Origin of the sequence: Streptomyces sp. NPDC007162, assembly GCF_040634175.1 — a bacterium.
In the GTDB taxonomy this organism is placed as follows: Bacteria; Actinomycetota; Actinomycetes; order Streptomycetales; family Streptomycetaceae; genus Streptomyces.
In genome coordinates this window covers 1-15,086 of sequence record NZ_JBEYFC010000192.1, presented here as the reverse complement: position 1 = coordinate 15,086, position 15,086 = coordinate 1, and the positions used below count along the sequence as shown (strand labels likewise).

General features: G+C 72.0%; 14 protein-coding genes and 1 tRNA gene. 5 read left to right on the top strand and 10 right to left on the bottom strand.

All coding sequences use genetic code 11. The features are described 5' to 3' along the window. Window positions 1-1,285 (top strand): response regulator (locus ABZ646_RS22790; RefSeq protein WP_360521770.1); only part of this gene is annotated, 1,285 nt, incomplete at its 5' end. Between the two features lie 126 nt (window positions 1,286-1,411). Here the strand turns inward: ABZ646_RS22790 and ABZ646_RS22785 are convergent. The 8 genes from ABZ646_RS22785 to ABZ646_RS22750 form a co-directional block, all read right to left on the bottom strand. Then, window positions 1,412-3,055 (bottom strand): long-chain fatty acid--CoA ligase, encoded by a 1,644-nt coding sequence (locus ABZ646_RS22785; protein ID WP_360521776.1) that lies wholly within the window; start codon window positions 3,053-3,055, stop codon window positions 1,412-1,414. Between the two features lie 139 nt (window positions 3,056-3,194). Continuing rightward, window positions 3,195-3,764, bottom strand: coding sequence for a SigE family RNA polymerase sigma factor (locus ABZ646_RS22780; RefSeq protein ID WP_360521767.1), 570 nt, complete (start codon window positions 3,762-3,764; stop codon window positions 3,195-3,197). 170 nt (window positions 3,765-3,934) lie between these two features. After that, window positions 3,935-5,101: a lipid-transfer protein gene (locus ABZ646_RS22775; RefSeq protein ID WP_360521764.1), complete on the bottom strand. Its 1,167-nt coding sequence runs from the start codon at window positions 5,099-5,101 to the stop codon at window positions 3,935-3,937. Then, window positions 5,098-5,547, bottom strand: coding sequence for a MaoC family dehydratase (locus ABZ646_RS22770; protein ID WP_360521761.1), 450 nt, complete (start codon window positions 5,545-5,547; stop codon window positions 5,098-5,100). The genes ABZ646_RS22775 and ABZ646_RS22770 overlap by 4 nt, the downstream gene beginning before the upstream one ends. After that, the gene (locus tag ABZ646_RS22765) at window positions 5,537-6,634 is read right to left on the bottom strand and encodes an acyl-CoA dehydrogenase family protein (RefSeq protein WP_360521758.1); all 1,098 of its coding nucleotides are present in this window, start codon (window positions 6,632-6,634) and stop codon (window positions 5,537-5,539) included. Before ABZ646_RS22765 ends, ABZ646_RS22770 begins: the two co-directional genes overlap by 11 nt. A 1-nt stretch (window position 6,635) precedes the next feature. Beyond that, window positions 6,636-7,577 (bottom strand): bifunctional MaoC family dehydratase N-terminal/OB-fold nucleic acid binding domain-containing protein, encoded by a 942-nt coding sequence (locus tag ABZ646_RS22760; protein ID WP_360521755.1) that lies wholly within the window; start codon window positions 7,575-7,577, stop codon window positions 6,636-6,638. Then, window positions 7,561-8,730, bottom strand: a complete 1,170-nt coding sequence (locus tag ABZ646_RS22755) for an acyl-CoA dehydrogenase family protein (protein WP_360521752.1) — start codon at window positions 8,728-8,730, stop codon at window positions 7,561-7,563. Before ABZ646_RS22755 ends, ABZ646_RS22760 begins: the two co-directional genes overlap by 17 nt. Before the next feature lie 211 nt (window positions 8,731-8,941). Continuing rightward, entirely contained in the window at window positions 8,942-9,259 is a 318-nt protein-coding gene (locus ABZ646_RS22750) for a hypothetical protein (protein ID WP_360521749.1), read from the bottom strand. A 358-nt stretch (window positions 9,260-9,617) separates the two neighbouring features. On the opposite strand from ABZ646_RS22750, the gene ABZ646_RS22745 reads away from it, so the two are divergent. Further along, window positions 9,618-10,568 (top strand): bifunctional DNA primase/polymerase, encoded by a 951-nt coding sequence (locus ABZ646_RS22745; protein WP_360521746.1) that lies wholly within the window; start codon window positions 9,618-9,620, stop codon window positions 10,566-10,568. A 610-nt stretch (window positions 10,569-11,178) separates the two neighbouring features. Here ABZ646_RS22745 and ABZ646_RS22740 read toward each other — a convergent pair. Together ABZ646_RS22740 and ABZ646_RS22735 are read right to left on the bottom strand one after the other, a co-directional pair. After that, a tRNA-Ser gene (locus ABZ646_RS22740) sits at window positions 11,179-11,263 on the bottom strand. A gap of 60 nt (window positions 11,264-11,323) precedes the next feature. Continuing rightward, on the bottom strand, window positions 11,324-12,811 hold the full coding sequence (locus ABZ646_RS22735) for a trypsin-like peptidase domain-containing protein (protein ID WP_360521743.1): 1,488 nt from the start codon (window positions 12,809-12,811) through the stop codon (window positions 11,324-11,326). Between the two features lie 257 nt (window positions 12,812-13,068). Between ABZ646_RS22735 and ABZ646_RS22730 the strand changes: the two genes are divergently transcribed. The 3 genes from ABZ646_RS22730 to ABZ646_RS22720 all read left to right on the top strand — a co-directional run. Then, window positions 13,069-13,896, top strand: a complete 828-nt coding sequence (locus ABZ646_RS22730) for a glycerophosphodiester phosphodiesterase (RefSeq protein ID WP_360521740.1) — start codon at window positions 13,069-13,071, stop codon at window positions 13,894-13,896. Between the two features lie 217 nt (window positions 13,897-14,113). Then, window positions 14,114-14,752, top strand: a complete 639-nt coding sequence (locus tag ABZ646_RS22725) for an ATP-binding protein (RefSeq protein ID WP_360521737.1) — start codon at window positions 14,114-14,116, stop codon at window positions 14,750-14,752. Between the two features lie 214 nt (window positions 14,753-14,966). Then, window positions 14,967-15,086 (top strand): SEC-C metal-binding domain-containing protein (locus ABZ646_RS22720; protein ID WP_360521773.1); only part of this gene is annotated, 120 nt, incomplete at its 3' end.

The following is a 15,086-nucleotide window of genomic DNA, read 5'->3' as shown; positions in this document are numbered from 1 at the left end:
TGGTGCCGTCGTTGAGGGACGTCCAGTCGGTGGCGTGGCCGACGACGCGCCCGCCGCCCCGCAAGCCGCGCGCGCCGCGCAGCCGTTGCCCGCCGAGGCGGCGGCGACGGCCGCGCCGGTGGACCCGGACTCGACGCAGGGCCGGGCGTTCAGCGTGCGGACGCTGGGACAGGGTGTGCCGTTCTCGCGCCAGGCCGCGCAGGTGCAGCAGCCGACGGCGACCCCGCCGCCGCACCAGCCCGGCGGCAACGGACGGCGCCGCAAGCTGGGCACGCGTCCGGACCCGGCCCCCGGTGCCGAGCAGTCGCGGCCCGAGCAGTCGGCGCGCCCGCACCCGCCGGCCGAGCAGCCGGTGACCGCTCCGCCGGTGACCGCCCAGCCGCTGCCGCAGCCGTCGCTGGCCGGACAGTCCCGGCTGGTGGGTGCCACCGACGGCGCCGGACGGTCGTACGCCATAGGCGCGCCCGACGTGAACGCGGCCGAGGGCCCCGAACCGCTGGACGGCCCCGGTGGCGCGGTCGAGGTCGCGGACCCGCCGCGTCCGCAGCCGATGGACGACGAACTGCCTCCGGAGCCGCTGGACAACCCGCGTCGGCTGCTGGTCTGGCCGGCGCCGGACGTCACCACCCAGCAGGCGCTGAGCGACCGCGGCTACCGGCCGGTGATCGTGAACTCCCGGGACGAGGTCGACGCGCAGATCGCCGCGTTCCCGGCGGCGCTGTTCGTGGACCCGCTGACCGGGCCGATCACGCGCACCGCGCTGCAGTCGCTGCGGCAGGCGGCGGTGGCCGCCGAGGTGCCGGTGATGGTCACGGCCGGGCTGGGACAGGCGACGCGCGAGGCCGCGTACGGTGCCGATCCCGCCGTACTCCTGAAGGCGCTCGCGCCCCGGGACAGCGAGCAGCATCCGCCGCGGGTGCTGCTGATCGAGGAGCACGCGGAGATCGCGCTCGCGCTGACGTCGACGCTGGAGCGGCGCGGCATGCAGGTGGCGCGGGCGGCCAGCGACGCGGACGCGGTGACGCTGGCGGGGCAGTTGCGGCCGAACCTGGTGGTGATGGACCTGATGCAGGTGCACCGCCGCCAGGCCGGGATCATCGACTGGCTGCGCGCGAACGGGCAGCTGAACCGGACGCCACTGGTCGTCTACACCGCGGCGGTCGACCAGGCGGACCTGCCTCGGCTGGCGTCGGGCGAGACCGTGCTGTTCCTGGCGGAGCGGTCGACGAGCACCGAGGTGCAGAGCCGGATCGTTGATCTGCTGGCCAGGATCGGTACGAACTGAGAGAGCGCCTTCGGGCAACTGCCGACTGCGGCCGCGCGTTGTTCGCGGCCGGTCGCGCCCGCGCGGCGGCAGCCGCACATGGACTGCCGCCCCGCGTCCCTTCGGGGGCGCTTCAGTGCGGGTCGCTCACAGGCTGGTGACGTCCAGGTCTCCCTCGGCGTACCGCCTGCGCAGCACCTTCTTGTCGAACTTGCCCACGCTCGTCTTCGGCACCGCCTCGATCACGGTCCACCGCTCCGGCAGCTGCCACTTGGCGATCTTCCCCTCCTCGGCGAGGAAGGTGCGCAGGGTCTCGAAGGTGGCGGCCGAGCCTTCCCGCAGGACGACCGTGGCCAGCGGGCGCTCGCCCCACTTGTCGTCGGGGACGGCGACCACGGCCGCCTCGGCGACGTCCGGGTGGGACATCAGCGCGTTCTCCAGCTCGACCGAGGAGATCCACTCGCCGCCGGACTTGATGACGTCCTTGGCGCGGTCGGTGAGGGTGAGGAAGCCGTCGGGGGAGATGGTGCCGACGTCACCGGTCTTCAGCCAGCCGTCCTCGCTGAACTTGTCGGCGGGGCGCAGCGGGTCGCCGTCGGGGCCGTTGTAGTAGGCGCCCGCGATCCAGGGGCCGCGCACCTCCAGCTCACCCGCCGACTCGCCGTCCCAGGGCAGGCGTTCGCCGGCCGGCCCGCTGAGCCGGGCCTCGACGGACGTGGGGAAGCGGCCCTGCGTGAGGCGGTACGCGAACTCCTCGTCGGTGCCGACCACATGGGCCGGCGGCCGGGCGATCGTGCCGAGCGGGGAGGTCTCGGTCATGCCCCAGGCGTGGCAGACCCGCATGCCCAGGTTGTCGAAGGCCGTCATGAGGGACGGCGGACAGGCCGCGCCTCCGATGGTGACCTGGGTGAGGGAGGAGACGTCCCGCGGGTTGGCGGTGAGTTCGCCGAGCAGTCCCTGCCAGATGGTGGGGACGGCGGCCGCGTGCGACGGACGCTCCTTCTCGATCATCTCGGCGAGCGGGGCCGGCTGCAGGAACCGGTCCGGCATGAGCAGGTTGACGCCGGTCATGAAGGTGGCGTGCGGCAGGCCCCAGGCGTTGACGTGGAACTGCGGTACGACGACCAGCGAGGTGTCCTGGTCGGTCAGGCCCATCGACTGGGCCATGTTGACCTGCATGGAGTGCAGGTAGATCGAACGGTGGCTGTACACCACGCCCTTGGGGTCGCCGGTGGTGCCCGAGGTGTAGCACATGGCGGCGGCCCGGCGTTCGTCCAGCTCCGGCCAGTCGTACGTGGTCGGCTTTTCTGCGATCAGGTCCTCGTACTCGTGTACGGCCGCGGTCGCGCCCGCCAGCGGGGAACGGTCGCCCGGGCCGGACACGACGATGTGCCGTACCGTCGGCAGCTTGGACAGCAGCGGGGCGATCATCGGGATGAGCGAGCCGTTGACGATGACGACCCGGTCGGCGGCGTGGTTGACGATCCAGACCAGTTGCTCGGCGGGCAGCCGCAGGTTGAGCGTGTGCAGGACCGCGCCCATGGACGGGATCGCGAAGTACGCCTCGGTGTGTTCCGCGTTGTTCCACATGAGCGTGGCGACCCGGTCGTCGTCCCGGACACCCAGGTCGTCGTGGAGGGAGTGGGCCAGCCGGGCTGCGCGGGCACCGATCTCGGCGAAGCTGCGGCGGTGCGGTTCGGCCTCACCCGTCCAGGTGGTCACCTGTGATGCACCGTGGATCGTCGACCCGTGGGTCAGGATCCTGGAGATCAGCAGCGGTACGTCCTGCATGGTGCTCAGCACGGCGTCCTCCCGGGGGCGACATTGCCTACTCGGTGGTAAAGGGGCTGCGCTGATTCTGCTCACATACCGTTTGGTATGTCACTAGGGGAAGGGCAACAAAGCCCGGCCGGCGGCCGCCCGCGGCCGGTTACCGGGCGACGACCAGCTCCGGATCCTCGCGCAGCTTGCCGAGCGCACGCGACACCGCCGACTTGACCGTACCCACCGACACCCCGAGCACCTCGGCCGTCTGCACCTCGCTCAGGTCCTCGTAGTACCGCAGCACGACCATCGCCCGCTGCCGCGCGGGCAGCTTCATGATCGCCCGCCACATGGCGTCGCGCAGCGCCTGCCGCTCGGCCGGGTCGTCCTCCCCGGGCACCGGCTCCGGCTCGGGCAGCTCGTCGCACACGAACTCGTCGACCCGGCGCTTGCGCCACTGCGAGGTCCGGGTGTTCAGCAGGGCCCTGCGCACATAGCCGTCGAGCGCCCGGTGGTCCTCGATCCGCTCCCAGGCCACGTACGTCTTGGCGAGGGCGGTCTGGAGGAGGTCCTCGGCGTCGCTCGGGTTCCCGGTCAACGACCGGGCGGTGCGCAGCAGAACCGGCTGGCGGGCCCTGACGTACGACGCGAACGACGGATACGGCCGCTGGTACGGGCTGGTCTGCCTCGCCGAGACAGCGGCGTCCGAAGCGCTGGTGCAGACGGGTGTGGTCATGGCTCCACGCTATGAGTGAGCGGTGCTCCGGCGTATCGGCCGCAGGTCCCGAAGGCGACTCCCCCTCAGGTTGTAGGGGTGGGGCTGCCTACACCTCCTGAAGGTGGAGTACGGGCGCGGCACTCCTGCGGGTTCACCCCTGCGGGCACACCACGGCCTAGCCGCCGGGCTCACCCGTCCGAGGTCAGCACCAGGCCGGACGTCGGCACCCCCGTACCGGCCGTGACCAGGACCCGGTCCGCCCCCGGTATCGGGTTCGCGGCCGTGCCGCGCAGCTGGCGCACCCCCTCGGCCACCCCGTTCATCCCGTGCAGGTACGCCTCCCCGAGCTGGCCCCCGTGGGTGTTCAGCGGCAGCCGCTCCCCCGCCACGAAGTCCGCCCCCTCCCCGCGTTCGCAGAACCCGAACTCCTCCAGCTGCATCAGCACGAACGGGGTGAAGTGGTCGTACAGGATGCCCACGTCGATGTCGGCCGGGGCCAGCCCCGAGGTGCGCCACAGCTGCCGGGCCACCACACCCATCTCCGGCAGCCCGGTCAGGTCGTCCCGGTAGAAGCTGGTCATCTGCTCCTGGGCCCGGCCCGCCCCCTGCGCGGCCGCCGCGATCACGGCCGGCCGCTGCGGCAGGTCGCGCGCCCGCTCCACCGAGGTGACGACGAGGGCCTGGCCGCCGTCCGTCTCCTGGCAGCAGTCCAGCAGCCGTAACGGCTCGACGATCCAGCGCGAGGCCGCGTGCTCGGCGAGCGTGATGGGACGGCCGTGGAAGTACGCGGCCGGGTTGGTCGCCGCGTACCTGCGGTCCAGCACGGCCACGTGTCCGAACGCCTCCGGGGTCAGCCCGTACGTGTGCAGGTAGCGCTGCGCCGCCATCGCCACCCAGGACGCCGGGGTGAGCAGTCCGAACGGCAGCGCCCAGCCGAGCGCCGCCCCCTCCGCCGACGGCTCCCGGTGCTGCACCCCCGAACCGAAGCGGCGGCCCGACCTCTCGTTGAAGGCGCGGTAGCAGACCACCACCTCGGCGACCCCGGCCGCGACGGCCAGCGCCGCCTGCTGGACCGTGGCGCATGCCGCGCCGCCGCCGTAATGGACCCGGGAGAAGAAGGACAGCTCACCGATCCCGCACGCCTGGGCCACGGTGATCTCCGGGCTGGTGTCCATCGTGAACGTCACCATCCCGTCCACGTCCGCCGGGGCCAGCCCCGCGTCGTCCAGCGCCGCCCGCACCGCCTCCGCCGCCAGCCGCAGCTCGCTGCGCCCCGAGTCCTTGGAGAACTCGGTGGCCCCGATCCCCACGACCGCCGCCCGCCCGCCGAGCGCGTCCCGGCCCCGCACGCTCATGAGTCCGCTCCGTCGGTGAGGGTGACGGTCACCGTGGCTTCGGTGAAGGCGACGGTCACCGTGCCGGTCACGTGGTTGCCGATGGCGTTGGCGCCGGCCACCCGGACCGTCGCCGTGCCCGCCTCGCCGTCCAGCTCCTCGATGCGGCCGGACAGCACCATCGTGTCCCCCGGATAGTTGGGCGCCCCGAGCCGGATGGCGACCTTGCGCAGCTCCGCGGTCGGGCCGAAGAAATCGGTGACGTACCGGCCGACCAGGCCGTTCGTCGTCAGGATGTTCATGAAGACGTCCGGCGAGCCCTTCTGACGGGCCAGTTCGGCGTCGTGGTGCACGTCCTGGTAGTCCCGGGACGCGATCGCCCCCGCCACGATCAGCGTCCGCGTGATCGGGATCTCCAGTGGCGGCAGCTCGGTGCCCACCCCCGGCCGTGTCGTCTCAACTCCCACTCGCGATCAACTCCCCCAGTTCCTGGAGCACTTCGCCCCCGCTGCCCAGATACGCGTCCAACTGGCGCCCCCACAGGAAGTGCCGGTGCACCGGATGCTCCACGTCGGCGCCCGCGCCGCCGTGCAGATGCTGACCCGTGTGCACCACCCGCTGCCCCGCCTCGGACGCCCACCAGGCGGCGGTCAGCGCGTGCGTCGCGTACGGCAGCCCCTCGTCCCTTCGCCAGGCCGCCTCGTACGCCGTCACCCGTATCGCCTCGATGTCCATGTGGGCGTCCGCCGCTCTCAGTTGCACGGCCTGCCGGGTGGCGAGCGGGCGCCCGAACTGCTCGCGGGTGTTGGTGTGCGCGACCGCCCGGTCGAGGGAGCCCGCACAGACCCCGGCCTGGAGCCCGGCGAACGCGGTGCGGGCGGTGGCCAGGACATCGGCATAGGGACTGGGGTCGGGGGCGGGGGTGGAGACGGCGTCCGGTTGGGGATGGTGGGGGCCGAGGGGCTCGGCGGGGGCGTCGTGCAACGTGAGGCGCCCAGCCGACCAGGGGGCGGTCAGCTCGGTCTCCGCCACGCCGGTGCCTTGCCCGAGCGCCACCAGCCACAGCCGCCGCTCGGCGTCCGCGACCAGGACATGCGTGGCGTCACGCAGCCACGGGACGACGGGCACGGTACCGCTCAACGCCCGGCGCCCGCAGGGCCCTACGGCAGCTTGCGCGGGCGCGGACGGTCGCACCGCCGGCTGTGCCGGGAGCGCGCCGGTCACCACCAGCGTCCCGTCGCCGATCCCCGGCAGCAGCCGCTCCCGCTGTTCGGCCGTACCGTGTGCGGCGATCGCCAGCTGTCCGTACACACAGCTCGCCGCGTACGGCACCTGGGCGGTGGTGCGGCCCTGTTCCTCGAGGAGCAGTACCAGTCCGAGGAGGCCCAGCTCCGCCACCGCGGCCACCAGCCCGGCCGCGGTGAGGGCTTTCCACAGCTCCGGGTCACTGCCGGTGCCGGTGGCCCGCAACCGTTCGGGGGTGGCGAGGTCGGCGAAGATCCTGGCGGCCAGCTCCCGGGCCTCGGCCTGGGGTTCGGTCGGCGTGAAGTCCATGTCAGACCTGCCCTTCGAGACCCTCGACGACCCGGAAGACGGGCAGGGTCAACGCCCCGTCCCCGTCCCCCTCCTCATCCTCGTAACGGCGGAACTCCACCCGTACCGGCAGCCCGATCCGCACCTTGTCGTACGGCACCCCGACCACGTTGCTCACTATCCGCACCCCCTCGGCCAGTTCGATCAGGCCCACCGCGTAGGGCGGGTCGAAGGCCGGGAAAGGCGGGTGGTGCATCACGACGTACGAGTAGACCGTGCCCTCCCCGGACGACTCGGCGGTGTCCCAGTCGAGGGAGCCGCAGGCGTTGCACCCCGGCAGCCAGGGGTGGCGCAGGGTGCCGCAGCCGGTGCAGCGCTGGATGAGCAGGCGCCCCTCCGCCACCCCCTCCCAGAAACCGGCGTTGTCCCGGTTGACCACCGGGCGGGGGCGCCGGGGCCTGGCGGCGGACGGCCTGGCGCGCGGGGCGTACTTGAGGATGCGGAAGCGATGGGTGCCGACGAGGTCGTCACCGACCCGGACGTCCGTGCGGGTCGTGACGAAGTGCCCCGTGCCGAGCTTGGTCGTCTTCCGCCCGGACACCGACTCGATCACCGTGTCGAAGACGATCCCGTCCCCCGGCCGCAGGGGCCTCAGATACTCCTGCTCGCAGTCGGTGGCGACCACCGAGGTGCAGCCGGCCCCGTCGAGCAGCGCCATCAGTTCGTCGTACGCGCCCGTGCGTCCCACATGCCCCGACAGACCGCCCATCGTCCACGCCTGGAGCATGGTGGGCGGGGCGACGGCCGCCGGGCCCCGGTACGCCGGGTTCGTGTCGCCCATCGCCTCGCACCAGTGCCGGATCATCGGCAGGTTGACCAGGTCCCGGCCCATCCCGGAGACGGCGGCCGGCTGCCCTTCGTAGGCCCTCAGCCGCGCCGTCAGCTCCTCACTCCCCTCGGCCACGGCCACCCCTCCTCATCCCGAGCCGCATCGTCGCGACGATCTCCCGCTGCACCTCGCTCACCCCGCCCCCGAACGTGTTGATCTGCGCCGCCCTGTTGAGCCGCTCCAGCTCGCCGTCCTCGAACGCCCCCGGCGAACCGGACCGGACCAGTGCCGCCTCCCCGACGATCTCCTGACACATGCGATACGTCGCGACTGCCGATTCCGTTCCCGCGAACTTCACCCCGCTGGCCTCCGCGGGGGCCACCCGGCCCGCCCCCGCGTCCCCCACCAGACGCCAGCTGAGCAGGCGATTCGCCGCGAGCCTGGCATGCGCTTCGGCCAGCCGAAAACGAATCCAGGGCTCGTCAACACGGCGTCGACCCGTCACCGGATCGGGGGTGCGGGCGGCGGCGAGCGCGGCCGCGTAGTGGTCTTCGGCCTGCATGGCGGTGGCGGCGAGGGCGACCCGCTCGTGGTTGAGCTGGTTGGTGATCAGCGACCAGCCGTCGTGCTCGGTGCCGACCAGGTTCCCGGCCGGGACGCGGACACCGTCGTAGTACGTGGCCGTGGTGATCTGGCCGCCCACCGTCTCGATCGGCGTCCAGGAGAACCCGGGGGTGTCCGTGGGGACCAGGAGGATCGAGATGCCGCGGTGCCTGGGCGCCTCGGGATCGGTGCGGCAGGCCAGCCAGATCCAGTCGGCGTGCTGGGCGCCCGAGGTGAAGATCTTCTGCCCGTCGATCCGCCAGCCGTCGCCGTCCCGCACCGCCCGGGTGCGCAGCGAGGCCAGGTCGGTGCCGGCGGAGGGCTCGCTGTAGCCGATGGCGAAGACCAGGTCGCCGCGGAGGATGCCGGGCAGGAAGCGGGCCTTCTGCTCCGCGCTGCCGTACTTCATCAGCGTCGGCCCCACGGTGTTCAGCGTGACCATGGAGACGGGGGCGCCGGCCCGGTACGCCTCGTCGAAGAACACGAACTGCTCGTCGGGGCCGCGGCCCTGGCCGCCGTACTCGACGGGCCAGCCGAGGCCGAGCAGGCCGTCCGCGCCGATGCGGCGCAGCAGGGCGCGGCGCTCCTCGGGCCCCTCCGGGGCGGGGAACGGGATCAAGCTCCTGAAGTAGGAGCGCAGTTCGGTGCGCAGCCGCTGCTGGCGTTCGGTGGGGGCCAGATGCATGGTTTCTGACTGTCCGTCAGATACAGCCCACTGTCAAGACGAACGAGGGCACGGCGGGCCGCGGCGGGGGTACGGCGAAGTGCGGCGGGGCGCGGGGACATGCGGCGGGGCACGGGAAGTCGGAAACGCCTGCGCGGCGGCGCCGAAGCACCGCCACGCAGGCGCGTTGCCATCCCCACAGAACTCCCCCCACCCCCGGTTCAGACGGGGGTTACCACAGCCGGGTGAAGTGGACGGCGACGTTGTCGTTGCCCTGCTGGAGGGCCGTCCAGGCGGAGCCGTTGACCTGAGCGGTGTTGCTCTGGTTCGAGGCGCCGTTGCCCACGGCGTTCTGCTGCGTGGTGGAGGAGTTGCCGTTGTTGTTGTGGCCGACCCCGCTGCCGACGACGCCCGCCACACCGGCGTTGGCGCTCGATCCGTTGTCCGCGACCGCCCCGTTGTCCGCTGCCGCCACACCGGCGAAGAGCGCTGCGGCGAGCGGAAGGGCGGAGACGGCGGCGAGGACGCGGGCGGTACGGATGCTTGCCATGTTGTTTCCTCTCAGAGCCCGGCTGTGCCGGAAGTACGTCAAGTAAGGCTTCGTCCGGGGCAGTTGGCCGACCACCTCGGGGTTGTCATCGACGTCGCGAGATCAGAATTGCCCAGCGAATCCCCGGCGAACAGCCCGGAAAGCCTTATTCGCCCTCAAGCGTGATGACAAGTCGATAAACCCCTTTCGCCATCTTTTGTCGATTCTCGCCATACTCGTGACTACTCCGGACATTCAGCCCATCAAGTACTCCAAGAGAAGAACCGTTCCGGCATCCCTGCCGGACGACGCCACCGGCCACGGCGTGTCCCAGCGAATCCCCCTTTCCTTTTTCGAACGCACGTACGAACATAGAGGCATGGCCACCACCGACCGGCAGGCCACGACGCTGGCCCTCGCACACGCCCTGTCAGCCGCCGAGCGCGGCCTGTCCGTCATCCCGCTGTCCCGGACCAAGCTCCCGGCCCTGCGCTCACCACACCGTTCCGCACCCGACGACGCCCGCTCCGGCCCACCGCCCCTGCCCTCCCGCCCCGGCATCCGCCCGGTCTCCCGCCCCGACGGCCAGGAACCGCCGACGCCGCCCTGCCACGGCGAGTGCGGCCGCCCCGGCCACGGGGTGTACGACGCCACCACCGACCCCGCCCGCATCCGCGAACTCTTCGCCGCCGCACCCTGGGCCACCGGCTACGGCATCGCATGCGGACTGCCCCCGCACCGCCTGATCGGCGTCGACCTCGACGTCAAGTCCGGCACCGACGCCACCGGCGCCCTGCGCGAACTGGCGCTGCGGCACCTGTTCACCATCCCGCCGACGGTCGTCGTGCTCACGCCGAGCGGCGGACGGCACGTCTGGCTGACCGGACCGCCGGACGCCGTCATACCCAACTCGGCCGGCCGGCTCGCCCCCGGTATCGACATCCGGGGCGCCGGCGGCTACCTGGTCGGCCCCGGCTCCCGCACCGACCACGGCGTCTACGCCACCGCCCCCGGCACCGCACACCTGGTCCCGGCCCCCTGCCCGCCGTCCCTGCTGCGCCTGCTCCTCCCACCACCGCGAGCGCCCCACCCCGCGACCCACCCCTCGGTCGGCAACCGGGGCCAGGGCCTGGTCCAGTTCGTCCTCGCCGCCCACGAGGGCCAGCGCAACACCCGCCTCTTCTGGGCCGCCTGCCGCGCCTACGAGAACGGCATCGGCCGCGCCCTGCGGGCCCCGCTGATCGACGCGGCGGTCCACACGGGCCTGACGGAACGCGAGGCCCGCGCGACGATCGCGTCGGCCGCGCGGATGACGGGGCACCGGCCGTAGCGTCCGCCTGATGCGGCCCGGGGACGCCCTGTTACGCCCTCGGCCGCATCGCCCCGGCGGGCCGGGAGAGCGCACCTTCTCCCTCCGCACCCCACCCGCCGCAGGGACAGCGCACCCCAGCACTTCCGTCCCCCCGTCCCGGCGGCCGGGACAGCGAGTACGCCTCAGCCTCTCCGTTCCCCCTCCCGCGGCCGGAACAGCGGGCGCGCCTCAGTTCATCCCCGTCGGTCTGCTCGGGAGTGAGCGGGGTGACGGTCAGCCCGCGAGGTGGAAAGCGGTAACAGACGGCAACGGCGGCCCCGCCCGCTCCAGCCACCCGAGAACGGGGACCCCGGTACCGAACGCGTCCGCCCCGAACAGACGAAGTCCCTCGATCACCGTCAACGGCGTGTTGTGCAGGACGGGCCGCGAACGTCGACGCCGTCGGTCAGATGCCAGTCGTCCGATCCCATACCGGATGCCTTCCCACGCCAGCAGGCGAACGCCCCACCGCCACTCCGGCCGGAAACCGCGCTCGTACCCGACGGACATCAGGGGAGACCGGTCGGCGCGCCGCACGCATACAGCAGGCCCCTGACCGTACTGCCTGGTCAGGGGCCTGCCCATCAAGCGGTGGGTGTGGGATTTGAACCCACGGTGACTCTCGCCACGACGGTTTTCAAGACCGTTCCCTTAGGCCGCTCGGGCAACCCACCCCGCGCTGATCGAGATCGGCGCGGGCAACAGAGTAACCGGTTCGTGCGGGCCGGTGGGCGTCAGTTGTCGCCCACGCGGGCTCCGAGGGTGAGGGTGACCGTGTGTTCCGAGCCGCCTCGCTTGTAGGTGATCTGCACCTTGTCCCCGGGCTTGTGGGTCCAGATCTCGCCGATCAGGGTGGGGCCGCTGTCGATCACGGAGTCGTCGAGCTTGGTGATGACGTCGCCCGGCTTGAGTCCGGCCTTGTCGGCGGGGCCGCCCGACTCGACCGCGGCGGAGCCGCTCGAGCCGGAGTCGGTGATCTGGGCGCCGCCCGACGAGTCCTCCAGGGACACCGAGGCGCCGATCTTCGCGTAGACCGGCTTGCCGGTCTTGATCAGCTGCTGGGCCACGTACTTGGCCTGGTTGATCGGGATGGCGAAGCCGAGGCCGATCGAGCCGGACTGCCCGGTGCTGCCGAGGCCGCCGCTGGATGCGGACTGGATCGCCGAGTTGATGCCGATCACCGAGCCGTCGGCGTCCAGCAGCGGGCCACCGGAGTTGCCCGGGTTGATGGAGGCGTCGGTCTGCAGGGCGCTCATGTAGGACGCCTTGCTCGACGCGCTGCCGTCGCTGGAGGCGACGGGACGGTTCTTGGCGCTGATGATGCCCGTGGTGACGGTGTTGGAGAGGCCGAAGGGGGCGCCGATCGCGATCGTCTCGTCGCCGACGGCCACCTTGTCGGAGTCGCCCAGGGGGAGCGGCTTCAGGTCCGACGGCGGGTTCTTGAGCTTGATCACAGCGACGTCGTAGCCCTGCGCGTGGCCGACGACCTCGGCGTCGTACTTCTTGCCGTTCGGGAACGTCGCCGTCAGCTTGCCGCCGTCGAGGGCGTCGGCGACCACGTGGTTGTTGGTGACGATGTGGCCCTGGGTGTCGAAGACGAACCCGGTACCGGTGCCGCCGTCGCCGCTGGTCGACTCGGCCTCGATGGTGACCGTACTGGGCAGCGACTTGTTGGCGACCGCCGCGATGGTGCCGGCGGCACGCTTGACCTGGGTGACACCGCTGTCGGTGGACGCCGAGACGGTCGTGGATCCGCTGTTGTCGTTGTTCTTGGCCAGCGTGTAGCCGAGCCCGCCGCCGGCGCCGCCCGCGACCAGCGCGGCCACCAGGACGGCAGCAATCAGTCCGCCGCGTCCGCTGCTCTTCTGCGGCGCGTGCTGCGGCTGCTGATACGGCTGGTGCTGGTGCTGCTGGTCGTAGGGCGAGCCCCAGCCGGCTCCGGCACCCGCCCCGGCGTCCGCGTAGGCACCTGCCCCGGCGTCCGCATACGAAGGGGTCGCGGGCGGCGGGGGCGGCCAGGAGCCCTCGGGGGCCTGCGAGGGGGGCGCGTAGGGGTCACCCGCGGCCGGGGTGGGAGCACCCTGGGGAGCCGGCGGGATCGGTGCGGTCGGCGCTTCGCCCTCCGACGCGGCGGGCTGCGGGGAGGCAGCGGGAGTCGCCGGCGGCACTGGAGGTGTGGACGGGGCCGGGGGTACCGGGTTGCCCTCGTTCTCGGTGCTCACAGCTTCTCTCCTCGGTCCACGGCTGCTCTTCTGGGTCGCGCTCGGTCGCGCTCATGCATGCTTGCTGTCGGTCCGGCGCGATTCAGCTGTGCATGTGTTTTTGTATGCCGTCAGCTTTTCCCACAGGCCGTCAGAGCACCATAAGCGGTGCCTGTGGGTACACGGACAACCTTTATATAGGGCCTGTCCGACAAAAGTTCCCTTTGCCGGCATCGGGGATGCCCCCGGGTACCCCCTCGCGGTGGCACCATGTCGCGGTGACCCACGCACCACAGCATCGCATCCAGGTCGTCGCCCACCGCGGCGCCTCCGAGGACGCCCCCGAGCACACGCTGGCCGCCTACCGGAAGGCGATCGAGGACGGCGCGGACGCCCTGGAGTGCGACGTACGCCTGACCGCCGACGGCCACCTCGTGTGTGTGCACGACCGACGGGTCAACCGTACGTCCAACGGCCGGGGCGCGGTGTCGGCCCTGGAGCTCGCGGAGCTGGCCGCCCTGGACTTCGGTGCGTGGAAGCGGGGGCCGGCCTGGCGGGGACGGGACGAGGAACCCGACTGGGAGTTCCGGCCCGAGGACCGCGCGGACACCTCGGTACTGACGCTGGAGCGGCTGCTGGAGCTGGTCGCGGACGCCGGGCGGCGGGTGGAGCTGGCGATCGAGACCAAGCACCCCACGCGGTGGGCGGGGCAGGTCGAGGACCGGCTGCTGCTGTTGCTGAAGCGGTTCGGCCTGGACGCCCCCGCGGCGGCCGCCGAGTCTCCGGTGCGGGTCATGAGCTTCTCCGCGCGGTCGCTGCACCGGGTGCGGGTGGCCTCGCCGACGCTGCCGACGGTCTATCTGCTGCAGTTCCTCTCGCCCCGGCTGCGCGACGGACGTCTGCCGGCCGGAGTCGGGATCGCGGGCCCCTCGATCCGGATCGTGCGCAACCACCCCGCCTACATCGAGCGGTTGAAGCGCAACGGTCACCAGGTGCACGTGTGGACGGTCAACGAGCCGGAGGACGTGGATCTGTGCGTGGAACTCGGGATCGACGCGATCATCACCAACCGGCCCGGGGCCGTGCTGCACCGGCTGGGGCGGTGAACCGCGCGAGCGCGAGGAAGGGAAGCTGAATACGTATCAGATAAAGAGTCGCGTAAGGACGTCTCGCACCTCTTGACCCGAACGCCCCACTCGCATCATCCTCGCTTCTCGGCCACACCATCGAAATCAAGCCACCCGAAGCCGCGTCTGGGGGACATGGCGACGGCCCGTCACAGGGAGTGCTCCGGCGCGTTCGGTTCGTATTCGTCCGTAGCGAATGCGTCACCGGGCATTCATTGGCCGGTTTCCGGTTCAGGCCGATGGGGCATCCACACCGTGGCGTGGGGCAAAGGAGGTCTCGGGGGTGGCGTTGGTGGTGGCACAGGAGGTGCCCACGTCGTCGAGCATGGCCGTACCCCATGGCCCTGCGGGCGTGGGGAAGGCGAGACACCGTATGCGTGATCAGTTGCGCACGGGCGGCCTTTCGGAATCGGTCATCGACGATGCCGTACTGATCCTTTCCGAGCTTTTGAGCAATGCCTGCAAGCACGGACGCCCGTTGGGCGACGCACTGGCCGGAGACGGCGACGTCCGGGCCGCCTGGCGGCTGGATCCGCGCGGCCGACTGGTCGTCGAGGTCACGGACGGCGGCGGACCGACCCGCCCGGCCCCCATGACCCCGTCGGTCACGGCACACGGCGGCCGCGGGCTGAACATCATCACGGCGCTGGCCGACGACTGGGGCGTCCGGGACGACGCCCGGGGCGAGGTCACCGTCTGGGTCGTGGTGCACGAGGAGGTGCGCGATCCGCACGGGCGCGACCGCCGCGACGCCTTCACCGCGCGCGTCATGACACCCTCGGGCCCGGGGACGGCCGGCCTGGACCTGGCGGACGCGTTCGAGGACATGGACTGAGCTGCGGTTGACCGGCCCGCGGCCGACCTGCGAGTGACCCGCGAGTGACCTTCGGGACGCGTACGGCGGTCCGACCGGGCCCCGTCCACAACCACCCCGTCACCGCCCCTCCCGCCATCTCCGCCACGGCTCCGTCCACAGGTTCCCGTGGTCCGAGGTGGGAACGGCTAGGCTCCCGGCAGTACGAGACGAGCCGTAACCGGGAGACAGCCAGATGGCCAAGAAGCGACCCCAGACGAAGGCCACACGGCCGCAGCCCGGCGACAGCGAGATCCCGGTCGTCGGCGCCCGTGAGCCCTGCCCCTGCGGCAGCGGCCGCCGCTACAAGGCGTGC